This is a genomic window from Paenibacillus soyae (assembly GCF_024623455.1).
Classification (GTDB): Bacteria; Bacillota; Bacilli; order Paenibacillales; family Paenibacillaceae; genus Pristimantibacillus; species Pristimantibacillus soyae.
On sequence record NZ_JANIPJ010000007.1, the window covers coordinates 119,470 to 142,018 of the forward strand.

17 protein-coding genes are annotated in these 22,549 nt (G+C 55.2%); 7 read left to right on the forward strand and 10 right to left on the reverse strand.

Annotation, left to right across the window (positions count from 1 at the left end; genetic code table 11):
- Nucleotides 1-26 precede the first annotated feature (26 nt).
- From NQZ67_RS11765 to htpG, 3 genes are all read left to right on the forward strand, one after another.
- Entirely contained in the window at nucleotides 27-1,670 is a 1,644-nt protein-coding gene (locus tag NQZ67_RS11765; RefSeq protein WP_257445656.1) for a thiamine pyrophosphate-binding protein, read from the forward strand.
- 25 nt (nucleotides 1,671-1,695) lie between these two features.
- Complete coding sequence (locus NQZ67_RS11770) at nucleotides 1,696-2,079, forward strand: carboxymuconolactone decarboxylase family protein (protein ID WP_257445658.1); 384 nt, start codon at nucleotides 1,696-1,698, stop codon at nucleotides 2,077-2,079.
- Between the two features lie 195 nt (nucleotides 2,080-2,274).
- Nucleotides 2,275-4,152, forward strand: a complete 1,878-nt coding sequence (htpG, locus tag NQZ67_RS11775; protein WP_257445660.1) for a molecular chaperone HtpG — start codon at nucleotides 2,275-2,277, stop codon at nucleotides 4,150-4,152.
- A gap of 71 nt (nucleotides 4,153-4,223) precedes the next feature.
- On the opposite strand, the gene NQZ67_RS11780 is transcribed toward htpG, so the two are convergent.
- From NQZ67_RS11780 to clpP, 3 genes are all read right to left on the reverse strand, one after another.
- Nucleotides 4,224-4,667: a CBS domain-containing protein gene (locus NQZ67_RS11780; RefSeq protein ID WP_257445662.1), complete on the reverse strand. Its 444-nt coding sequence runs from the start codon at nucleotides 4,665-4,667 to the stop codon at nucleotides 4,224-4,226.
- Between the two features lie 171 nt (nucleotides 4,668-4,838).
- The gene (locus tag NQZ67_RS11785) at nucleotides 4,839-5,309 is read right to left on the reverse strand and encodes a hypothetical protein (RefSeq protein WP_257445664.1); all 471 of its coding nucleotides are present in this window, start codon (nucleotides 5,307-5,309) and stop codon (nucleotides 4,839-4,841) included.
- A gap of 104 nt (nucleotides 5,310-5,413) precedes the next feature.
- Nucleotides 5,414-6,004 carry an ATP-dependent Clp endopeptidase proteolytic subunit ClpP gene (gene clpP, locus NQZ67_RS11790; RefSeq protein ID WP_257445666.1) on the reverse strand — a complete coding sequence of 197 codons (591 nt, stop codon included), beginning with the start codon at nucleotides 6,002-6,004 and terminating at the stop codon, nucleotides 5,414-5,416.
- A 177-nt stretch (nucleotides 6,005-6,181) separates the two neighbouring features.
- Between clpP and NQZ67_RS11795 the strand changes: the two genes are divergently transcribed.
- On the forward strand, nucleotides 6,182-6,895 hold the full coding sequence (locus NQZ67_RS11795; protein ID WP_257445668.1) for an RNA polymerase sigma factor: 714 nt from the start codon (nucleotides 6,182-6,184) through the stop codon (nucleotides 6,893-6,895).
- 132 nt (nucleotides 6,896-7,027) lie between these two features.
- Here NQZ67_RS11795 and NQZ67_RS11800 read toward each other — a convergent pair whose 3' ends face one another.
- From NQZ67_RS11800 to NQZ67_RS11810, 3 genes are all read right to left on the reverse strand, one after another.
- Entirely contained in the window at nucleotides 7,028-7,690 is a 663-nt protein-coding gene (locus tag NQZ67_RS11800; protein ID WP_257445670.1) for a YwrJ family protein, read from the reverse strand.
- A gap of 40 nt (nucleotides 7,691-7,730) precedes the next feature.
- Complete coding sequence (locus tag NQZ67_RS11805) at nucleotides 7,731-9,077, reverse strand: arsenic transporter (protein ID WP_257445672.1); 1,347 nt, start codon at nucleotides 9,075-9,077, stop codon at nucleotides 7,731-7,733.
- A 189-nt stretch (nucleotides 9,078-9,266) separates the two neighbouring features.
- The gene (locus tag NQZ67_RS11810; RefSeq protein WP_257445674.1) at nucleotides 9,267-10,445 is read right to left on the reverse strand and encodes a hypothetical protein; all 1,179 of its coding nucleotides are present in this window, start codon (nucleotides 10,443-10,445) and stop codon (nucleotides 9,267-9,269) included.
- A gap of 298 nt (nucleotides 10,446-10,743) precedes the next feature.
- On the opposite strand from NQZ67_RS11810, the gene NQZ67_RS11815 reads away from it, so the two are divergent.
- Entirely contained in the window at nucleotides 10,744-12,006 is a 1,263-nt protein-coding gene (locus NQZ67_RS11815) for an S-adenosylmethionine decarboxylase related protein (protein WP_257445676.1), read from the forward strand.
- 154 nt (nucleotides 12,007-12,160) lie between these two features.
- Nucleotides 12,161-12,919, forward strand: a complete 759-nt coding sequence (locus NQZ67_RS11820; RefSeq protein ID WP_257445678.1) for an HAD family hydrolase — start codon at nucleotides 12,161-12,163, stop codon at nucleotides 12,917-12,919.
- Between the two features lie 87 nt (nucleotides 12,920-13,006).
- Here NQZ67_RS11820 and NQZ67_RS11825 read toward each other — a convergent pair whose 3' ends face one another.
- From NQZ67_RS11825 to NQZ67_RS11840, 4 genes are all read right to left on the reverse strand, one after another.
- Nucleotides 13,007-15,610: a winged helix-turn-helix domain-containing protein gene (locus tag NQZ67_RS11825; protein ID WP_257445679.1), complete on the reverse strand. Its 2,604-nt coding sequence runs from the start codon at nucleotides 15,608-15,610 to the stop codon at nucleotides 13,007-13,009.
- Between the two features lie 130 nt (nucleotides 15,611-15,740).
- Nucleotides 15,741-16,658, reverse strand: coding sequence for a helix-turn-helix transcriptional regulator (locus NQZ67_RS11830; protein ID WP_257445680.1), 918 nt, complete (start codon nucleotides 16,656-16,658; stop codon nucleotides 15,741-15,743).
- Between the two features lie 6 nt (nucleotides 16,659-16,664).
- Entirely contained in the window at nucleotides 16,665-18,227 is a 1,563-nt protein-coding gene (gntK, locus tag NQZ67_RS11835; RefSeq protein WP_257445681.1) for a gluconokinase, read from the reverse strand.
- A 12-nt stretch (nucleotides 18,228-18,239) separates the two neighbouring features.
- Nucleotides 18,240-21,590 carry a DEAD/DEAH box helicase gene (locus NQZ67_RS11840; protein WP_257445682.1) on the reverse strand — a complete coding sequence of 1,117 codons (3,351 nt, stop codon included), beginning with the start codon at nucleotides 21,588-21,590 and terminating at the stop codon, nucleotides 18,240-18,242.
- A 178-nt stretch (nucleotides 21,591-21,768) separates the two neighbouring features.
- On the opposite strand from NQZ67_RS11840, the gene NQZ67_RS11845 reads away from it, so the two are divergent.
- On the forward strand, nucleotides 21,769-22,533 hold the full coding sequence (locus NQZ67_RS11845; RefSeq protein ID WP_257445683.1) for an RNA polymerase sigma factor: 765 nt from the start codon (nucleotides 21,769-21,771) through the stop codon (nucleotides 22,531-22,533).
- Nucleotides 22,534-22,549: the final 16 nt, after the last annotated feature.

The following is a 22,549-nucleotide window of genomic DNA, read 5'->3' on the forward strand; positions in this document are numbered from 1 at the left end:
AATCTATTTTTTTCAAGGAGACAATGATGAAAAAGAAGGTTTATTCCATTATCGTAGATCATTTGAAAAGCTGGGGAGTTTCGCATGTATTCGGAATTCCCGGCAAATCGATTTCTCCTCTCATGCTTGAGCTCGAGCAACAGGAAATCCAATATGTGCTTGGACGTCACGAGACGGGATCCGGCTATGAGGCTTCGGGATTCGCGCTGGGCAGCAAAGGAATCGGCGTCGCGATCGGAACCTCCGGCCCGGGAGGCACGAACCTGATTACGGCTGCGGGAGCGGCGAGAGAGTTCCAGCTCCCCGTATTGTTTATAACCGGACAACCGTCCATGGCGGATACCGGACGCGCGCTAAGCCAGGATTCCAGTCAATTCGGCGCGGACCTCGTCAAGATGTTCGAGCCGGTGACCTTGTTCAGCGCCCGTATCGAGAGAGGCGATTTGCTTCCGCTTTATTTGAGACATGCGATAGAGAAAGCCTATTTGGGCGAGAGAGGCCCCGTCCATCTCTGTATTCCTTTCGACGTGCTGATGGAAGAAGTCGAAGAGTTCCACCTTCCGCTTCCGACCTACGCGTCCAAGGTGGTAGCCCGTGATCTTGACCGTGCGGTGAGCATGCTGAATAACGCGGAACGTCCCGTGTTGTTCCTGGGCAAAGGCGCGATCATGGCGGAAGCCTTCGAAGAAATCCGCACGATCGCGGAGCATTGGCGCATACCGGTTGTGACGGCGCCCGGCGGGAAGGCCGCCATCTCAACAAACCATCCTCTGTACTTGGGCGGATACGGCCTTGGAGGCTCCAAGCACGCGATGGATTACATGCAGTCCGGACCTGATCTGATGGTCGTCATCGGCAGCAAGCTGTGCGACATGTCCTTATCCGGCTTCACCGAGAAGATGATGCCGAAGGAAATGCTGCAATTCGAGCACGAGATTACGTTTGCCGGCAAGACCGTTGCGGTTCCGACGGAAATCGTGCTCGGCGACCTGAAATCCAACCTTAGCCGGCTTATCGAATCGGCGGGAGCGAAGAGGCGCGAATCGGAATACGCTCTTCTTCCGAATAAATCCTTTGAGCCAAGCGATAATAAGGACAAGCTGTTGAAGGCGGGAGAAGCGTTCAAGGCGCTTCGCGCGGCGCTTCCGGACGATGCGTTGTTGTTCGGCGACGCGGGCAGCCACTCGTTCTACGCCGTTCAACACCTGGATCTCCCCGAGCCGGGAACCTTCTTCTTCGACGAGGTGTTTATCGCAATGGGGGCTGCGATCGGTTACTCCATCGGCGCCAAGATCGCCCGCCCGGATCGCGCAGTGGCGTGCATCACGGGGGATGGATGCTTGCTCATGCACGGAACGGAGATCTCGACGGCGGTCAACCACGGAGCCCCGGTTATCTTCTTCGTCCTGAATAACGGACGACTGGATATGGTGGACAAAGGCATGTCCTATAACACCGGACGTTCGGTCGGCGCGGTGTACGAGCAACCGCTGGACGCAAGCGCATTCGGCGCGTCTATGGGGGCGAAGGCCAAGCGCTGCTGGAGCACGGCCGACATCGTGGACGGCGTGACCGAGGCATTGGCATCCAATGTCGCGACGGTGATCGAGGTCATGGTCGATCCGGGTGAGATTCCGCCGATCTTAACGCGGCTTCTTAGCATGGACTAATCGAAGAAGAGGGAAGGGTTAGAAGATGGATTCGAATGCGTATGCTAAAGGCATGGAGATGCTCGGCAAGATGGTCGATCCCGAGATCGTGGAGCAGACCGTGAACAAGGTTGCCAAGTTCAGCCCCGATTTTGCCAAATTGATCGTCGAATTTCCTTACGGCTCGATATATTCCCGTCCAGGTCTGGATATGAAGCAGCGCTCGCTCGTTACGCTGTCGTCACTTATTACCCAAGGCGCGGCCGGGCAGCTAGACTTCCATGTGAATGTTGCGCTCAACTCCGGTTTGACGCCTAACGAGATTATCGAAGCTATAATGAACACTTTGCCGTACGCAGGGTTTCCGAAAGCGATCAGCGCCTTGTTCGTCGTGATGAAAGTGTTCGAGGATCGGAACATTACGGTTTAATGCCCTTATCCATTATTGCCGCAAGCCTTGCCGCACAGCGTATCCGAACGCTGGCGGCAAGGCTTTTCATTTTGCCGGAGGTTGACATGAATTTTGCAGGTATGGTATATAAAGAGAAGGGTTAGCACTCAGTCGCAAGGAGTGCTAACATCATGAGAACACGAACAACTTTCAAGTAGAGGGGAGAGCCTGTTCATGGCTAAGAAGCAATTTCAAGCGGAATCCAAACGGTTGCTGGAGATGATGATCAACTCTATCTATACCCAGAAGGAAATATTCCTGAGGGAGCTCATCTCGAATGCGAGCGACGCGATCGATAAGATTTACTATAAAGCGCTTACGGACGATCAATTGGTGTTCAACAAAGAGGATTATTTCATTAAAATAACGGCGGACAAAACAAACCGGACGCTTACGATCACGGATACGGGAATCGGTATGACCGAGGAAGAGCTGGAGAACAATCTCGGCGTCATCGCGAAGAGCGGCTCGCTGGCCTTCAAGAAAGAGAACGAAGCGAAGGACGGGCATAACATTATCGGACAATTCGGCGTCGGCTTCTATTCCGCGTTTATGGTCGCGGACGAATTGATCGTAACGAGCAAGGCGCTGGGCAGCGACAAAGCCTATCGCTGGATTTCCGCGGGCGCTGACGGATACACGATTACGCCGGCGGAGAAGGACGGCGTCGGCACCGAAATCGTCATGAAGATCAAGGAGAATACGGAGGACGAGCAGTACGACGAATATCTCGAGCCTTACCGCTTGAGAGCGATCATTAAGAAGTATTCGGATTTCATCCGTTATCCGATCAAGATGGATATGACGAGCCAGAAGCCGAAGGAAGGCAGCGAAGAGCTGGAGGAAGTCGTCGAAGAACAGACGATCAACAGCATGGTTCCGATCTGGCGCCGCAACAAGAACGAGCTGACAGAGGAAGATTACACCGCGTTCTACAGCGAGAAGCGCTACGGCTTCGATAAGCCGCTCAAGCATCTGCACGTTAGCGCAGACGGGGCTGTCGTTTACAATGCGATTCTGTATATCCCGGAGAATGCGCCGTTCGATTATTACACGAAGGAATATGCCAAAGGCCTGGAGCTCTACTCCAACGGCGTCCTAATTATGGAGAAATGCGCGGACCTGCTGCCGGACTATTACAGCTTCGTCAAAGGCATGGTCGATTCCGAGGATTTATCCCTGAACATTTCGCGCGAGCTGCTGCAGCATGACCGTCAGCTGAAGCTGATCGCGAAGAACATCAAGAACAAAATTAAAGGCATGCTGCAGGGCATGCTGAAGGACGAGCGCGACAATTACGAGAAGTTCTACAAAGCGTTCGGCCGCCAGCTGAAGTTCGGCGTTTACAACGACTACGGCATGAACAAGGGCGATCTACAGGATCTGCTGCTGTTCACCTCCTCCAAAGAGAAGAAGCTCGTCAGCCTGGATGAATACATCTCCCGCATGCCGGAAGATCAGAAGTACATCTACTACGCGTCCGGCGAGTCGATCGAGCGGATCGAGAAGCTTCCGCAAATCGAGCTCGTGCTGGATAAGGGCTACGAAATCCTGTACTTCACGGACGATATCGACGAGTTCGCGATCAAGATGATCATGAACTACAAGGAGAAGGAGTTCAAATCCGTTTCGAGCGGCGATCTTGGCATCGAGGCGAACGAAGAAGAAAAAGCTTCGGAGGCGGAAGAGAACGACAACAAGCCGTTGTTCGACGCGATGCAGGAGCTTCTGGCCGGCAAAGTGAAATCGGTCAAAGCTTCCAAGCGTCTGAAGAGCCATCCGGTGTGCTTAAGCGCGGAAGGCGAGCTTTCGATCGAGATGGAGAGGATCCTGAAGGCGATGCCGGACAGCGGCGACGTCAAAGCGGATAAAGTGCTCGAGATCAACGTCGGACACGACGTGTTCCAATCGCTGAAGAGAGCGTATGCCGGCGATAAGGAGAAATTCAACCTGTATACGCAGCTGCTCTACAATCAGGCTCTATTGATCGAAGGCTTGACGATTCAGGATCCGGTTGAGTTTACAAACGATATTTGCAAGGTGATGGTTTAACAATAGAAACCCGTCGACCGCTAATGCCTCGACGGGTTTCTTTTTTGGCGCCTGCGCGTGCAGGCATAGCGTTAGTGAACGGTGTTCTGATGCTCGTGCTCGGAGATTTGGCTAAGCGCCTGTCCGGCGTCTCTGCCCGTCGTATTGCCCAGCGCGAGGTCGCCAAGCGAAATAACGCCGACGAGTCGGCCGTTGTCGACTACCGGCAGCCTGCGGATTTGATGGGCAGCCATAATATCCGCCGCTTCCTCGGCATCCGTCGTTGAGGACACCGTCACAAGAGCTTCGCTCATCACTTCGCTGACCGCGCAGGAGCCCGGTTGTTTCTTAGCGTAGCCGCGTACGACCAGGTCGCGGTCCGTGATGGCGCCAATGAGCTTGCCGGAATCGTTGGAATCGACGACAGGCACGAAGCCAACGTCGTTTTGAGCCATAATAACCGCAACCTCGTACACATTATCTTGTAAAGTAACCGTTTTGCAATTCGTGGACATCAGTTCTTTCACTTGTTTCAATTCCGTCAGCACCTTTCCTCATCGAGCTAGCGGGCGTTATCCAAGGATAGCCACACTTCGATAGGATGCTTCCTGATATCGCGCAGTATTCGTCCTTGATGCAAAAAAAGAAGACGGCCAGCATCGCTCAATGGCGGTTGGCAGTCTTCTGATTCGGTTTGCTCGGTTTTATTATTTATGTCCGTAAACCGTTACATCGACCCGATCCGTACCGGCAGCTCCGCGGGCTGCAACGAGCCGAATATCCAAGTATCGCCCAGGTACGACGTAGCTGTTCGTGTACGCCTGTCCCGGAGCTAGAGTAACTCTTTCTAAGCGTCCGACCGGCCGGCTCTCATCGTTGTTTGAAGCCAAGAGCGATACGGCAACGCTCGTGACGGAAGTGGTGCGGTTGAAGGCGTATACCCGGATCGATTCGTATTCGCGCACGTCGATGGCTCCACGAGGATAGCTTCGGCCTTGCGTTTCAACCACGTCTTCAATTACATCTTGCACGCCCTCTTCCGCCAATATTCTCTCCGCTGCCACTCTCTCTGCTGCCAGCTCTTCCAGTAATCGCTCGCGCGTAATGATTCGGGATTGGCCGGGCCTAATCACGTAACCGCCCTCAGGCGTGCTGAACAATAGCTTGTTTTTTGCCATGTGATCACCTCTTTCATGAGAAGTACTACATCTTATGCTTAGTCGGCTCAGACGCTTGTACTTTTGACCGAGGGTGATTGTCCATGGCCCATGAGGCATTGGTGTTATTGTGTTGTGATTACTTTGTCGATGATCCCGTATGCAAGCGCCTCTTCGGCGGACATGAAGAAGTCGCGGTCCATATCCCGTTCCACCTTCTCTAGAGGTTGACCGGTTCTATCGGACGTGATCTGATTGAGCCTCTCGCGGTTCCGCAGAATACGTTTCGCGCTGATGGCGATATCGCTCGCTTGTCCTTGCGCCCCGCCATGGGGCTGGTGGATCATAATTTCGCTGTTGGGCAGGGCGAACCGCTTGCCTTTCTCACCCGCGAGCAGCAGTATCGCTCCGAACGACGCGGCGAAGCCGGTGCAGATCGTCTGAATCTGCGGCTTGACGTACTGCATGGTGTCGTAGATCGCAAGACCGGCCGTGACGGAGCCGCCTGGGCTGTTGATATACATATGAATGTCCTTGTCCGGATCCTCCGCCGCCAGGAACAGAAGCTGGGCAATCACGCTGTTGGCAACCGCGTCGTCGATGGCCGTACCGACGAAGACAATGCGGTCCTTGAGCAGCCTCGAATAAATATCGTACGAGCGCTCCCCGCGGTTCGTTTGCTCCACGACGTAAGGAATGGGAATGTTCCTGTTCATGGGATCTACCTCCGGTTTGGTTGTATTGGCAATCGCAACGTATACGATTGGCCGCGGTTGAAAGATACGGCCGCCCGGCATAAAATAAAAAACAAATAACTGCGTATCTTTTGAAGAGGTTCATTCGTTTACAGGATAAAAGAGCGGGGTGTACCCGCATGCAAGGAGGCGGCGAGAATGAAGACGCAGCAATCGGCTAGAGGCAGCGAACTGGATTGGGAGGCCATGCAGGCGGCTTTGCAGCGATATTGCCTGGCGCTTACGGGATCGAGCTGGGAGGCGCAGGACTTGTCGCAAACCGCATGGACGAAGGCGCTGGAGCGGCTGCGGGGACGCGGGCATGTTAACCCGGAGGCATATCTGCTTCGCATCGCGAAGAATGCCTGGATCGACGTTTGCCGCCGCAAGGCGGCTTACAAGGAATTGCTTGAGGGTTTACTGTTCATCGACCGTGAGGACAAGGAGGACGCCCTTGAGATGGAGGAAGTTTTCCGCGCGCTTATCAAGCATCTTTCTCCTTTGCAGCGGACAGTGTTCGTTCTTAGGGAAGCGCTCGGCTACTCCATAGCCGAGACGGCGGTCGGTTTAGGAACGACGGAAGGAGCGGTCAAAGCCGCTCTGCATCGCGCCCGTCAAGCGATGGGAGAAGTAAGGCAAGAGCTTGGTCGTAACGAAGGTATGTTGGCAGTCGAATTTGTTGAGGAAGATAAACTGCGTACGGCCGTTCGCGCACTGCAAGAAGGTCAGGTACAGGTACTGGTTTCCCTTCTTTACGAACAGGGCAGGTGGCGGAATGACGTTCACGCCATGGGATGGTTTCAGGCGTCGACGCCTCGCGCCGTACAAGGATTGTCTTCTTCAAATGCTATGTATCTCGGCATGACTGCTTAAACGTACAAATTCATATCTTCAGAATAGAGCCCCATCAATAAGACGTATTACGATAAACCCGTCCTATTGATGGGGAGCCAAGAGAAGGTTATAGACTATAGGACCCTGCCCATTATTTGGATGGAACATGCATTAAGCCTGAATGGAGTGAATGGTTTTAATATGATCAGTATGCACAACGATCGTCGAACCCTCTGCTTGAACAAGTTCAATAAGGTTATGTTCTACTCTTTTTAGAAGTCCGGCTCGATGAGGCTTTCCATCCAGATTCAAAATAACAATTTGCTTTTCCAGTTTTCTCAACTGTTGGTCCAGTGTTCGGGATAATGGCATCGAGGCAGGCTGTATCGGGAAATTCTCCAGCCCGAGGGAGAATGGCGTGACGTTTGAGTGATAAGGAACAATATATTTAATATGGTTCACCGACACGTATACCGTGCGCTGCAATGGCGAGTAAAACGTCAAATAATCGTTCATTATGCTAGTTACATATCCATGCAGCGTTTTATCACCGACCGATATTTCACTAAATAAGCCTCTGGCATTCATTAGAATTTTACGATAGGATATATTTTCATGTTCGAATGAAGGGGCGGGAGGCTTCATTTGTTCCTCGTTATCCTTTTGCGCGGCCTTCAAAAATTGAAGATGGTGAATCGGAATATAGGCATAACGATTGTTATCATACAAGACGAGAATATCGTTCCCGACATCAATGATTTCCCCCTGAAGCTCAATACAGCCGGAGAGCATCAGTTCCACGTGTGTTCCTAGCCAAGATTTCAATATTTGCATGGTTTTCCTCCTTCCTTTGAGAAGGGATTACTATTAATACTTAACCAATGAGCGAAGTCCAGAAATATAGAGCCATCAAGCTGATAACGAGGCCTATCGGGATGACGACTATCGTTACCTTCAAATACTGCATCCAAGTAATACGAATATGATGGCTTTTTAATATAAACATCCAAATAAGCGTAGCAAGAGTCCCAATAGGGGTCAGCAGCGCACCGATGTCGCTTCCGATTATATTGGCAAGATACGCCAGGTGAAGCTGGTGCTCGTTAAGCCCTAGATCCGTCACCGCAAAGGTTCCAATCATAACGGATGGGAGATTGTTAACTAAATTGGACAGAAGGGTAAGCAGCAACCCCGACGAGAAGATGAGACTGGCATCTCCCCATTGCGCAATGGGCTTCAAAATATCGATAATAAATTCGGTAAAGCCAGCCCGGTGCAAGCTATCAACAATAACATAGATACTGAAAGCAAACAGGAGGATATGCCATGGCGTCTGCGTGACGACATCTCGCAAGCCTTGCCGCGTTCGATAATATCTAACGCCTAACAAGAGGATGACGCCCGCTACGGCCACGACCTCCAAGGGAATACCTACGAATTCAGCCAAGAAGAATCCGGCGCGAATCAAGACGATGATGCTGATGCAAACCCGGAATAGCCACCAATCCACGTCTTTGTTATATTCTGGAGGCGTTTGAAGCGGGTGATAAACGGATAAAGTCAACTTGAACGGAGGAGTATGGGGCTGAAGGGCCTTCGGAATATCTTTGCGGAAATAAAGGTAAAGCAGTAAAGCAATGCTGAAAATGCCAATCATGGAAGGGACGAACATCAGGATCGTATAATCGTTTAAGCTAAGACCTACCATGTTCAGAGCGATGAGATTCGCTAAGTTGCTTATGCCGATCGGCGCGCTTGAAGCGGTGGCGATCAAGGCACCGGATAGTAAATAGGGAAGCATTTGATTTTTTTTGAAACGCAGCATGGTGCAAATGGTTATGATGATCGGAGTCGTAATTAATATGCTCCCGTCGTTGTTGAAAAAAATGGTCATAAGGAAACATAGAAGATTAGTCAGCCAATACAATCTTGTTCCGGATCCGTTGGCCCTTTCAATGATGTTATAGGCAATCCAACGGAAAAATCCGATACTATCCAAAATAATGGACATGACGATCGTAGAGAGTATGGTAACCGCAGCACCTGAAACGATCCCGAAAATGTTAACGATATTCGAGTAGGTGCTTACCCCTACCAAGATTAAAACCAAGGCGCCCACAGAGGTTGGTATGGCTTCGTTAATTCCCCGAGGACGCCACATTAAAAATATGACGGTTGCGATAAATACCCCAAAAGTTACCCACAGTTGGTAATCTTGCATCCTACTGGGATTCACCTCCTAGGGGGAGATTTCCGGTAGAAAGCTGGAGGACTGCTTCTTCGGAAGCCGTAGACCTCTTCGGAAGCACGATCCAGGCTAGAGGCAGGCCAGTCAATATAATCGTTGCGAATGCTAACATCAGTTTGTCCCCCCCCTCGTCTTGAGCAATATTTCCATTCATTTTATCATCTAGGGCTTCTTCAAAAGGAGTGGTCCATGTTTAGGTCCATGCTTGGGTCCATGTTTCGGTCCATGTTTCGGCCCAGGCTTAGGACCTGGTTTAGGTGCTGGCTTCGGTGCCGTTTTTTTGACTACTTTGCGTTTATTCTTTTTGACTGGTTTGCAACCTGGTTTGCGTTTATTGTTTTTGCGGCGATTGTTGGATCCAGTACGACGCCGGCGCGAGTTTCTTCTTGTTTGGTTTCTGCTTTGATTGCCAGCAGCCTGGTTGTCTGCAGCTTGGTTGCCAGCAGCCTGGTTGTCTGCAGCTTGGTTGCCAGCAGCTTGGTTGCCGCCGCCGTTGTTGCCGCCGTTGCCGCCGCCGTTGCCGCCGCCGTTGCCGCCTGCGTTGCCGCCGCCGTTGTTGCCGCCGTTGTTGCCGCCGTTGTTGCCGCCGCCGTTGCCGCCGCCGTTGCCGCCGCCGTTGCCGCCGCCGTTGCCGCCGCCGTTGCCGCCTGCGTTGCCGCCGCCGTTGCCGCCGCCGTTGCCGCCGCCGTTGCCGCCGCCGTTGCCGCCGCCGTTGCCGCCGCCGTTGCCGCCGCCATTGCCGCCGCCGTTGCCGCCGCCGTTGCCGCCGCCATTGCCGCCGCCGTTGCCGCCGCCGTTGCCGCTACGGTTGCCAGTGCGGTTGCCTCTACGGTTGCCAGTACGGTTGCCGCTCCGGTTGCCGCCACCGTTGCCACTGCCGCCCTTATTATCGTTTTTGCTTCCGCTGTCATTCTTTTCGTCTTTGCCGCTATTTTGCTGGACAGATACGGATTTGACATGAAATAAGGGAATACGGACGATCTCGTCATGTTTCATGGTCATGATTAGTACATCGTCATTGACATCTGCAAGAACGCCTTCGATTTTTTCGGGACCTCCGCGATTGATCTGCACCCGTTCATGGCGAAGCGACTTCAACAATTTCAGGAAAGTGCTTTTGTAAGAGGGGGTCATAGTTCCAACAGGATCGCCTGGACGTCCCGTATCCGTAACGCTCTTCACGTGCGCTTCATTGACATAAACAACCTCGCCTTTACTAAGGACCGCCAGGTAGTCTTTTTTTACCGCCAATAGGGTTCCGTCGACCATATCTGGCCCGCCTCGGTTGATCTTAACCCCCTTACCGACTAATGTTTCCACTCGTAAATCCACAGACGACATAATAAACTCTCCTTTCAAGTATAGAAATCGATAGACTTATGGGGCGGTTGCTGGAATGTTCCACTACAATTGTCATTCAAGTCTATCTGTCTAATATCAATATGTGACAACCTTATGAAAGGAACTAGCCAATCATTTAGATAGGCTTAAAAAACGGCTCGAAACTATTAAAATAGACGGAAGCGGGATGGACTAGCGGAGTTTATAAATGTTGTATGAATCTTCTTGGACAAGCGCCGTCGCAATCTATCGACCTTTTCATAGAATGAATTATTAAGAAGGGGAAGGAGTTGGTAGATTGAAGAACGGTGAATGGAATATCTCGATTTTTGGAAGCGCCGGCGGGGTAGCTAGATCCGTGCTTTCTTTATTGAACAAAAGCATAACGGAGCCTGACGATCCTCTCTATCCTAGGTTAAATTCATGCAAGCTGCACCTTATCGATCTTAACCAGAAAAGTATCGATTACTATGAGCGGATTTGTCCCCATTTGCTTGAGCGGAGTACCCTGTATACATTGGATCTTAAGGATTTGGGAGCGGTTCGCAAGCATGTATCGGACACACGAACAGCGTTGATCATCGACCTTTCATGGGCGGATACGGTGGACATGCTTGTTATTTGCAACGAACTGGGAATAACCTACGTGAATTCGGCTCTGGAAATCGTGGAAGTCGATGAGAATGAGGATCTTGAAGGCTTTACGCTAATGGAACGTTACCTGAGATTCGAAGTAGCAAAAAACAATTTTACCAATATGAAAGGAATCGTTTGCTCCGGCATGAACCCCGGCGTTGTTCAATGGATGGCTCATGAGATGATGGAAGCTTACCCGAATGAGAAGCCTTTGGCTTGTTACATCGTTGAGAAGGACAGCACCTTTTATCAAGAAAAATCGATAATCCGCCCGGATACCTTGTATTCCTCCTGGTCACCCGAATGTTACTTGGATGAAGCTATTGATAATTATCCAGTGTTCGTCAAGCAACACATGCCTCTTCATCTGTATTCCCCCGTTTACTCGCAAGAGTTCAAAGTCACGCTTGGGGATATTCAGTTTTCCGGATGCTTAGTGCCTCATGAAGAGGTTCTTACAATGGGCAAGCTTTATGACATGGAACTGGGATTCATCTATAAGGTCAATGATCATACGACAAAAATGATCCGTGACCATATTCACAGGAAGGATGATTTATGGGATTTGAATTTCAAGGTGTTCGATCCGGCCGAAGCGCAGCTTGTGGGCGAGGACTTAGTCGGAGTGCTCCTGGTGTACAAAGACAAAGAACGGTATATGTATAATGTGATGGACAGCCAGACCACGTATCTGGAATTCGGGACGAACGCGACTTATATGCAGGTTGCTTGCGGCGTGTACGCGGGCGTCTGTTCTCTGATGTTAGATAAGGTTCCGAACGGCGTGTATTATGTGGATGAATTACTGAGGAACCTTCGCGGTATCAATTATGGAAAATATGTCAGTCAGTATATGACGAGATTCGTTAGAGGCGAGAACGAAGGTTCAGAAGGCTTATTACTGGATCGAATTCAGAAAGTTTGAGGGTACGATAGAAACCGGCCTCCGGAAGCACTGCTTCGTGAAGCCGGTATTTTTTTGTCCATATATCCCTTCAAAAGATATAATAGGCATAGTAACAACAGTCTTTTCTCACTAATATGACTTACAGCACCTTAAACAAGCGAGGGAACGAATAATGAGCCATACCGACATGAATTCCAAAGCCATCTTCTTCGACGTGGACGATACGTTGTACGATCACTTGACTCCGTTCCGGCAAGCGGTGTGGAACTGGGTAGGCGAGCAGGATAAATTCCCGTTCGAGGAGGGCTATCAGCGGCTCAGGTATCATAGCGATATGCTGTCGCTGAAGATGGGCGGAGCCGGAACGATGGGGACGGGAGAGCAGGTGGAGTGGATGCGGCGCGAGCGGTTCAAGCTGACGTTAGCGGAATTCGGCATCCCGTTAACCGATGAAGAGGCCGGGCTCGTGCAATCGGCCTACCTGGACTGTCAATTCCGTATCGAGATGTTCCCCGGAGCGAGGGAGCTTCTAACGCGTCTCCAAGAGGAAGGGCATGTCGTCGGCCTTATTACTAACGGCGCCGGGGAGCATCAGCGCAAGAAGATCGAAGCGATGGACCTTCATCGGCTTCTGCCGGAGGAGAGGCTGTTTATATCCGGCGAGGCCGGCTGGGACAAGCCGGATCCCCGGTTGTTCCAGCTCGTGAACGAGAAGACGGGAACATCCCCCGAGGACTCCCTGTATATCGGGGATTCCTGGCGCAATGATGTGGTCGGGGCGCTTGGCGCGGGATGGTCGGTCGTTTGGTTCAATCCTCGCGGGGCAGCTGCCGAGTCGGAGCACCAGCCACATCATGTGGTAAGGGGCTATGATGAATTGTCGAGGCTGCTCATGCCCCCGGTTCCGATGCGAGAACAGGGCAGATCATAGGGGAACGCAACAACGTCAGCATCTAGAGGCCAACAAAAAACACGCCTGACACGGCGTGTTTTTTGTTGGCCTGCTAGCTGCAACGGATTACGTGGCCGAGATAAGGCCTAGCTTCTGAGCGGCGAGCAAAGCCTGTGTCCGCGAGGAGACGCCGAGCTTGCCGTACAGATTGGACAAATACACTTTGACCGTTCCCTCCGACAGATTAAGCTCCTCCGCGATTTGTTTGTTGCTCGCGCCTAACTGCAGCATGCGAACCAGCTCCTGCTCGACACGGGTTAGAGGCTCGGCGAGCTGGGCAGCCGGCGACTTGCGCGGTTTCTTCGGCGCGGGGAACGCGCCGAGCAGCTTATCCAGGTACGCCTCCGCAATCGTTTTCTGCCCGCCGCCCGAACCGCCGGATTGGCGGAACCGCTCGAGCATTTCCTTCATGGGAGCTCCCTCATCCACGAATGTGCGGACATAATCGTTCGCCTCGCCGATCGCCAGCGCTTCATGCAGGAGCGGGAACGCTTCGTCCAAGTGTCCCAATTGGTACAGGAACATCGCCTGCAGCATGCTGTTTTCCGCTAGACTGGACAGGAGACCCTCCCGTTCGGTTTGGGGGCGGAGGCGTTCGAGAATCCGAATCGCGTCATGCTCCTTGCGAAGCTTGCCGAGGAGCCGGACATAAGCCAAGTACCGGTATTCCTTGTTGAACGTAGGCTTGTCCGCCGCGCTCAGTCCAAGCTCCTCCGCGGCCTGCTTGGCCAAGCTCAGCTTCCCGCCCTGCAGGCGAAGCTTGAGCTGGAACGCCAGCAGCCCCTCGCGCCAGACGCTCATAGGCTCGGCATTCGCGATTTCCCAGGCTTCCTCGAGCGCTTGCTCGGCAAGCTGGGGTTTGCCAAGAGCGAGATGCACGCGGGCTTCCGCCAAGCGGTGGGGGATGAGCAGCCCCGGCAGTCCGCGCTTGAACACCGCGCTTTCGATGCCGCGAAGCAGCTTCCTGCAGTCGTCGAGCCGGTTCCATTCGTAATAGCCTTCGGCCAGCGACAGCTTCACGTATAAGTTGATCAGCGCTTCTTCCCAGCCATGAGAATCGAGAACGCTGGTGAAGAGCATGGCCATTCTCTCGGTTTCCTTGGAAAGTACGCCGTTCATCCCCATGGCCGTCCTCCGAACATGAGGCTCGCTAATATTATAGTTAAACGTATAGAAGGCGGAGTTCTCCGGGGCCAGACGGTGGAGAATGCCTTCCGAGAAAGCGAACCATCCCTCGACGTTGCCGGAAGCGAAAACAAGATTGGAGCGAACAAACAGGATGCCGCTTTGCAGCTCGCTGCATCGCGTCTCGGCCGTCTTGTCCCGTTCCATGTCCGAATGGATGCGCTCCAGCTTCTTCAGCATCGCTTCGGCGCGATCAAGCCGGCCGGTAAGCACGAGCACGAACGCATGGAACAAGAGCAGCTCGGGCGCGACCTCGCGGCAATCGGGGAAGCTGTCGAACCACCGGAGCAAGGAAGAAATTTCGCCGTTCTTCATCGATTCGGGAATTTGGAGCTGCAGCAGGCGCTCCAGCTGCGCGTATTCCTCGGCCGATATGGCATGCTCGATCGCTTCCGTGACGAACCCGCGGGAAGCCATGGCCTCGCTAGCCCTCGCGTGCATTGCTTTCCATTGCTGCAAGCTGCTTTTCTTTAGCCGGTCCGATATATATTCGGCGAACAACGGATGGTAACGGAACCAGCCGTTCTGATCGTCGATAGCAACCAGGAACAGATTGGAACGATGCAGCGATTCCAGGAGCAGGGCGCTGCCTTCGTTCTGCGTTAAGGCGTCGCACAGCTCCGCGTCCATTCGCGCCAGAACGGCCGTGGCCAGCAGAAATTCCCGCAGCTCTCCCGGGAGCTGCTCGACCACTTCGTGGAACAAATAATCGGCGATTGCGCGATGGTCTCCCTTGAAGCTGGCGATCAGATCGTCGAACGCGCTCCCCGAACGGAGGGAAGCCGCCGCGAGCTGCAGGCCGGTAATCCAGCCCTCCGTTCGATGCTGCAAGCGGGCGATTTGTTCGTTCGAGAGCTTCAGGGAAGTCAGCTCCCTTATGTAGCAAGACGTTTCCTCCAGCGTGAACGAAAGCTCGTACGCGAAAGAGTCCGACGGGAGCTGGGGCCCCGTACGTTTCCGGGCCGAGAACGGAAGCGCCATTCGGCTGGCAAGCACAAGATGAAGCTGCTCCGGCATGTAATCGACGAAGTAGGCGACATGCTCGTGAATACGCTCGTTCGCGATATGATGGAAGTCGTCGAAGATCAGGGCCGCATGCCGCTTCAAACCGGCGAGCTCGTTCAGCAGCGCGTCCAGAAACGTAAGGATGGAGATCGTGGGCATCGCGCCGGATAGCTGCGCGATGCGTTCCTCCGCTTCGGCGTCCAGAAGCTTGCCGGCCGCGCGGGCCGCGTATCGCCAGAAGCGAATTTCGTCGTTGTCCATCGCATCGATCGCGAACCATCCGCAAGGATGGCCCGCCTGCTGGGCCCACATGGCGAGCGATACGGTTTTGCCATAGCCGGCCGGAGCGCATAGAGGCGTCACGCGGTTGTGCAGGGAGGACTCCAAAGCCCGGTGCAAGCGCGGCCGGTCGATGAGCCCGGATGGGAGGAGCGGTATCGTTATTTTCGCATTCGAGATAATGGGAGCGGTCAGCGTCATTCGCGCATCCCCCTTCGACTTAATGAGACATACGTTGTCTACTATTGTCTATTATACGGGAATAGAGTCGAATATTCAGCAAGATCCAAGGATTGCCGCTCCTTCCATAAAAAAAAGATGACGCGGCGCGTCATCTCTTCGAATAAACAGCGAGCATGCTCGTCAGCTTGGCAGTCAAATGCTCGCGGAGCGCGGGAGGCTCCAAGACTTCGGCATCCTCGCCGAGACTAAGAATGATGGCGGGAAGCCAATTCGTGAGCGACCGTTCATCGACTTCGAATCGAAGCGTCGCCCTTCCGTCCTCATGGAATTGCTTCTCGGCAATGTGCAGCTGATCCAGCGCGCGGGCCAAGGAGGAGGCGGAGATGCGAAGCACAACCGTTATGGTCTTCCTATCCGGCATGGCCTCGGGGCGCGGAAGCTCCTCGCGCGTCTTGTGATTCGCGGTGAAATGAAGTCCCAGCGCCTTCAGGTCGGTCATGCGGGAAAGCCGAAACTCGCGATAATCCTCCCTCTCGCGGCAATAGCCGAACAGGTACCAGGCGTCGTATCTGTACAGCAGCTGAACGGGCTCTACCTCGCGTTCCAATCGTTCGTTCTTGGCGTTGACGTATAGAAAGCGAATCACTTTACGTTCGTTGATCGCATCCCGCAGCAGCTGTAGCGACTTGCGGTAGAACGGCCGGCTTCCGATATCCATGTTCAGGGAAGAGCTTTTCTGGCCGCCTTGGATCGTCTGCAGCCTGCGGATCGTCTCCGATGCGCGTTCGTCTTGGAAGACGGACGACATCGATTGCAGCAGCGTGACAAGGGAGCCGACATCGTAGCTTCCGAGCAGGCTCCTGTCCATTTTATATTCTTCCATAATGCCGTACCCGCCGTTCGCCCCCTGATAGGAAACGACGGGAATGCCGGCCGCGCAGATCGTCTCGATGTCCCGATAGATCGTGCGCTGGGATACGCCGTATTTGTCCGCAAGCTCGGAAGCGGATAAGATTTCGTTGTTCAGCAGCATGTAAACCATGGATATGAGACGTTCAAGCTTCACGGAATGCTACACCTGCTCCCGCTGGAAGGCGGAGATGGCTTCGTATTCGTCCTCCAGCAGCCGCGGCAGGCGAATGAAAATACGCAGCAGCTTGCGGTAGGCTTCCGTTGCCTCCCGGTTCGGCCGATGGGCGTGAATGCCGCCAACCATCTTCTTCACTTCGCTCAAGGAGGAGATTTCGCCTTGGCCATACATGCCGAGCACGACGGCGCCGAGACAGGAGCTCTCGAAGCTCTCCGGCACGGTCACCTCCTGATCGAAGACGTCGGCGAGCATCTGGCGCCACAGCTCGGATCGGGCGAAGCCGCCGGTTGCCTGCACGCTGGCCGGCTTCCCGATCAGCTCCTGCAGGGCGAGCATGACGGTATACAGATTCATGATGACGCCTTCGAGCACGGCCCGGATCATATGCTCTTTCTTATGATGCATGCCGAGGCCGAAGAACGAGCCGCGGGCGTCCGCATTCCAGAGCGGGGCGCGTTCGCCGGCCAGATAAGGATGGAAGAGCAGCCCCCTCGAGCCTGGAGGAACGAGCGCGGCGATATCGGTGAGCACCTCGTAAGGGTCCTTGCCTAGCCGTTTGGCTGTCTCCACCTCCGAGCTCGCAAGCTCGTCCCGCACCCAGCGGAAGATCATGCCGCCGTTATTGACGGGGCCGCCGATGACATAATGGTTCTCGGTAAGGACGTAGCAGAAGATACGCCCCTTCGGATCGGTCGCCGGCTTGTCCGTGACGGTGCGGATGGCGCCGCTCGTTCCGATCGTTACCGCGACGACGCCAGGATCGATCGCGTTCACGCCGAGGTTGGACAACACGCCGTCGTTCGCGCCCACGATAAACAATACATCCTCCGGCAACCCCGTAGAGGCGGCGAATTCCGGCTTCATGCCGCGAATGCCGTGTGTTGTACGGACGAGCGTCGAGAGCTGTCCGGGCGTGACGCCGGCAAGCGCTAGCGCCTCTTCGTCCCAGTCGAGACGCTCCAGGTTCAGCAGGCCGGTCGCGGAGGCGATGGAGTGATCGACGATAAATTCGCCGAAGAGACGGTGGAACACGTATTCCTTGATCGAGATGAACTTATGCTCCGGCTGGAACAGCTCGGGCCGCTCCTTCCCAAGCCATACGAGCTTGACGAGCGGGGACATCGGATGGATCGGCGTGCCCGTGCGTCTGTAGATGTCGTGACCGTTATGATTATTTTTAATATCCGCGGCGTACGGGGCGCTTCGATTGTCTGCCCACGTGATGGACGGAGTAAGAGGCCGTCCGCCGCCGTCCACGACGATCAGGCTGTGCATGGCCGCGCTGAACGCCGCGAACGCCACCTCCTCGCCGGATACGCCGGCTCCCTCCAGGCAGCCTCTGATCGCGACGAGAACCGATTGGAAAATATGCTCCGGATCCTGCTCCGCCGAATCGGGAACGGGCGTAAGCAGCGGATATTCAACGCCATGGCGGCTTAAGGCCCGGCCTTGCAGATCGAACAGTACGGCTTTCGTGCTGGTTGTTCCGATGTCGACGCCGATGCGGTAAGGTTTCAAGGTTTTGACCTCCATCTGTTTTTCCATATTATACAACGCCTAGAGCGTCTCAAGCGAAAGGATTTCCCGGATATCGTTCTCCGTGAGGGAGGAAATCGCTTCGCTGCCGGGCTCGATCACATCGTCGATGAGACTTTTTTTACGCTGCTGCAGCTCGTACATTTTGTCCTCGACCGTTCCTTCGGCCACTAGCCGAATAATTTGCACGACATTCTTCTGGCCGATCCGGTGGGCGCGGTCCGCAGCTTGCTGCTCGACGGCGGGATTCCACCACAGATCGTACAGGATGACAGTATCCGCGCCTGTCAGATTAAGACCGGTGCCTCCCGCTTTCAGCGAAAGCAGGAACAAGTCCCGCTCGCCCGCGTTGAAGCGGCCGCACAGCTCGACCCGCTCGGCCGGAGGCGTGCTGCCGTCCAGATAGAAGAAGGTCATGCCGCGATAGGCAAGCTCCCGCTTGATAAGCTCCAGCATCTCGGTGAATTGAGAGAAAATAAGGGCCCGCTTGCCCGAACTTCTGCATTCCTCCACCAGCTCCAGCAGCTGCTCGAATTTCGCGGAGCTGCCCTGGTAGCCTTCAACGAACAGCGAGGGGTGGCAGCACAACTGGCGCAGCCTCGTGATGCCCGCCAAAATGCGAATCCGGGCACGCCCGAAGTCGTCGCTGTCCAGATGCTTCAAGGAATCCTGGCGCAGCTTCGCGAGGTAGGCCGCGTAAAGCTTCTTCTGCTCCGGCAGCAGCTCCGAGGCATGCGTCGTTTCGATCTTCTCGGGCAGCTCCTTCAGCACGTCCGACTTCAGCCGGCGCAGCAGGAAGGGACGGCACCGCTTCGCCACGGATTCCCGCGTCAGATCGCCGAACTCCTTCTTGCCCGGCAGCAGCTCGGGGAACACGGCGCGGAAGATCGACCACAGCTCCTCGAGCCTGTTCTCGATCGGCGTGCCGGTCAAAGCGAACTTATAATCCGCCCGCAGCTGCCTCACCGCGCCGGCGGTTTGGGTCGTATCGTTTTTGAACGCCTGCGCCTCGTCGAGGATAAGCGTATGGAACTTCCTCTCTGCATAGTGCTCGCGGTCCCGCCGCAGGAGCGGGTAGGAGGTGATGAGGACATCCGCGCTCTCCTCGCCGGCTCCCACCGCCAGTACGCGCTCGCGCTTGCTTCCGTCCGCGATCATAACGGTCAGCTCGGGCGCGAACCGCGCCAGCTCGTTGCGCCAGTTGTACACGAGAGAGGCCGGCGCGACGATGAGCGCGGGCTGGCCGCTCTCCCGGATCGCGTCCTTCGCCGACACAAGATAAGCGATGCTTTGCACCGTTTTGCCGAGACCCATCTCGTCCGCGAGAATGCCGCCGAACCGGTATTGCGCGAGCGTCTTCATCCATTGGTAGCCGTACTTCTGGTAATCGCGCAGAACGGGCGCGAGCCGTTCCGGCACCGGGAATTCCAGCTGATCGGGATGTCGCAGGTTGTCGAGCAGCTCGCGGAGCGACCTTCCCAGCTTGACGGCTCCGTTCTCAAGCGGTTCGTCCAGCAAGGCGAACGCGCGGCCGATCGGGACGGGGATGGAGAAGCTGTCGTCGAACAGCAGCGGCTGATGAAGGCCGACGCCGTTCATGACCCGGAGCAGGGCCTGGAACCCCTCGGTATCCAGAGGCAGCAGGGCGCCGCTCGCCAGCTTGTAATATTGGCGCTTCTCCTCCACGGAGCGGACGATCGCCTTGATCTCCTTCTCCGTGATGCCGTCCATCTTGAACTGGAAATGGAGCCAGTCCGTACGCTCTTCCCAGGCGATATGAAGCTTCAGAGGAGGCACATCGGATGCGACCCGCAATTTGACCGCGGACGTCGCGTAGATCGTCAAATGCCTCTCGAGAAGCGGCACGACATGGTGGAGAAAATGAAACTCGGCGTCGTCTCCTTCCATGATGTAGCCGCCTTCCGTCCGTCCGAACTGCTCGTCTTCCATCAGCGCCAGGATGTCCTGCTCCTTCTCTGGCTCGCGCATCAGGATCCGGTCGGCGCCGCGGGGCTTGTCCGACGGGTCCAGCGGATTGATCACGATGTCGCCGTATTGGAATTCGAGCCCCGCCAGCAGCCGGCCGCGAAGCCGGTCCAAATACATGCGGGCCTGAAGCGGCTTATAGACGATCCGGTTCGCGATCGCTTCGGATACTTGCACCTGCCCAAGCTTCGCGAGTCCGGGAATGGCCCGTTCCATCAGCAATTCGATCTGCTCCGGCGCGATGGCGATTCGTTCGGCGTCCTCCGAATCGCGCGTAGAGGAGGTCAGGAGACCCTTCATCTGCCCGAGCCGCTCCAGCTCGTCCATATCCATCGGATAGAAACGGCCGTCCAAGAACGTCATTCCGTATCCGTCGAGCACGACGACGCGGCTCATGCCGTCGGCCGTCAGCACGTAGCCTTCATCCTCCGCGTCCCGGTCCAGGGCAAAACGGAGCGGAAGCTTCTCCCCGGCATCGGCTAATCGGACACCCGTATACGTGGCGGAAGGCTGCGCATGCTTACGGTAAATCCCTTCATAGAGCTCGATCTTCGCCTGGCGCACGCCGGTCAATGCGCGTAGCAGCTCCTCCGACAGGTAAGGGACGATCAGCAGAATGCGGTCGTTCGGCGAAGCCGACGTCGGAAGATAGCCGCTGCGGTACAAGGCGTGCTTGTTCTGCTCTTCCTCCCGGATGAGCTGCGCCAGCAATTGCAGGACGCGGTCATCCTCCGGAGTGAACGTATGGCGCTTCGGATCGTAGGCGAACAGCTTCGTGAACGAGTGACTGGTTCCTCGCGCGATCGAATCCACAAAGCCGCGAATGTTCTGCACGACGTACAGGCGGTCGGGCCCTGCCTTGAGCTCGATGCCGAACCGGTGCCTGCCGTTCCCGATCGGCAGCAGCTGAACCGCGAATTCGACGGAGAGCCGCTCTCTGCCGTCCCGCAGCATTCGGGCTCCGGAGCGTGTGCCGGACGGTTGCTCGCGGAACAGCCGGAGCAAGCCTTCCGCTACCTTGTGATCGGATTCGCTGCTCAGATATACTTTGCCCCGCGCGTCGTTCCTGACAGCGGACGCAGTCGATTCGCCGCCATTCTCCATGCTCCAGATCAGAGCCGCTGCGGCATGCTTGCAATAATGATCGTCGGCGTAGAAGGCGAGGCACGTACATTCCGCGACGATGCTGCCTCCCCGGTCGAACCGGGCGATGACCTGGTAGCTTCGTCCGCCGCTCTCAACGGCCATCCGGAACATCCCATTCGACAGATCGCCATCCTTATCGATTAACGACACCTTGCCGTCCCGCGCAAGCTGAGCGCCTCGGTCGTAATGGTCCGGGCCGCATAACTGCTCGATTTTGCTTATCATCAATTGAACGTTCATCGGTACTCCTCTCTTGCGGAGCAAATCATTACCTTATAATAGAATGGAAAATGTTTGAAATGCTTCCTGTGCCGAAGTAAAATACAATCAGCTTTCATTATAAAACATTTTTAAAAACTTTTTCGAATCGCGATAGATTTGGCCGGCTGCCGGCATCAATGGATTAGGGGGGATGAACATGGAGATCGTTGCCGAGACGGCAGCGCCGCTGCTGCGCGGGAATGAAGGGGCCGCCGATCGGGAGCGGGAATGGGTGGAGCGCGCCCGTGCCGGCGATCACGAGGCGTTCGGCGAGCTCGTGCGCATGCACCGGGCCAAGGCGCTCGGACTGGCCGGCGCGATGACCAAGGACGCTTATCTGGCGGAGGATATCGTGCAGGAAGCTTTGATCCGGGCGTTCCTTCATCTCGGCACGCTGACGGATAACGGACGCTTCGCGGCTTGGCTGCAGCGGATCGTGCGCAATCAGGCCTACATGAAGCTGAGGAGAGGCGGACCGTACGGCAACGAGCGTCCGTTCGAAAGCTTCAAGCCGGCCGCGCAGGAGCAAGGCGGCGGAGCCGCGGACCCGCAAAGCGTGGATTGGTTCGATATCGACAGCATCCTGTTCCATCTGGCGGGCCAGGCGCAGGAGGCTTCGAGGAACAGCGTCAATCCGGAGCAATGCCTGATCCGCAAGGAGACGCTGCAGGGCATCCATATGCTGATCCGCTGCCTGAGCAAGAAGGAGCGGGACATCTTCGAAGCCCGGTTCTTCGGCGAGCTGCCGCCTCAGGAGATCGCTTCCTTGTTCGGCACGACGACCGCGGGCGTCTATAATTCGTTATCCCGTTCCCGCGCCAAGCTGCAGAAGGAGCGACTCCGCATATCGATCGGCTTGTATGTGGAACGAAGAGCGGCCCTCGGGCTGCCGCGCAAGAAGATTCTCGCCCCGCCCCCTTAACTATCGAAATGGAGGC

What these genes read in the sequence shown, in the direction of transcription:
- NQZ67_RS11765 (WP_257445656.1), top strand. Translation starts at nt 27, where the DNA reads ATGAAAAAGAAGGTTTATTCCATTATCGTAGATCATTTGAAAAGCTGG.
- NQZ67_RS11770 (WP_257445658.1), top strand. Translation starts at nt 1,696, where the DNA reads ATGGATTCGAATGCGTATGCTAAAGGCATGGAGATGCTCGGCAAGATG.
- htpG (WP_257445660.1), top strand. Translation starts at nt 2,275, where the DNA reads ATGGCTAAGAAGCAATTTCAAGCGGAATCCAAACGGTTGCTGGAGATG.
- NQZ67_RS11785 (WP_257445664.1), bottom strand. Translation starts at nt 5,309, where the DNA reads ATGGCAAAAAACAAGCTATTGTTCAGCACGCCTGAGGGCGGTTACGTG.
- clpP (WP_257445666.1), bottom strand. Translation starts at nt 6,004, where the DNA reads ATGAACAGGAACATTCCCATTCCTTACGTCGTGGAGCAAACGAACCGC.
- NQZ67_RS11795 (WP_257445668.1), top strand. Translation starts at nt 6,182, where the DNA reads ATGAAGACGCAGCAATCGGCTAGAGGCAGCGAACTGGATTGGGAGGCC.
- NQZ67_RS11800 (WP_257445670.1), bottom strand. Translation starts at nt 7,690, where the DNA reads ATGCAAATATTGAAATCTTGGCTAGGAACACACGTGGAACTGATGCTC.
- NQZ67_RS11805 (WP_257445672.1), bottom strand. Translation starts at nt 9,077, where the DNA reads ATGCAAGATTACCAACTGTGGGTAACTTTTGGGGTATTTATCGCAACC.
- NQZ67_RS11810 (WP_257445674.1), bottom strand. Translation starts at nt 10,445, where the DNA reads ATGTCGTCTGTGGATTTACGAGTGGAAACATTAGTCGGTAAGGGGGTT.
- NQZ67_RS11820 (WP_257445678.1), top strand. Translation starts at nt 12,161, where the DNA reads ATGAGCCATACCGACATGAATTCCAAAGCCATCTTCTTCGACGTGGAC.
- NQZ67_RS11825 (WP_257445679.1), bottom strand. Translation starts at nt 15,610, where the DNA reads ATGACGCTGACCGCTCCCATTATCTCGAATGCGAAAATAACGATACCG.
- gntK (WP_257445681.1), bottom strand. Translation starts at nt 18,227, where the DNA reads ATGGAAAAACAGATGGAGGTCAAAACCTTGAAACCTTACCGCATCGGC.
- NQZ67_RS11840 (WP_257445682.1), bottom strand. Translation starts at nt 21,590, where the DNA reads ATGAACGTTCAATTGATGATAAGCAAAATCGAGCAGTTATGCGGCCCG.
- NQZ67_RS11845 (WP_257445683.1), top strand. Translation starts at nt 21,769, where the DNA reads ATGGAGATCGTTGCCGAGACGGCAGCGCCGCTGCTGCGCGGGAATGAA.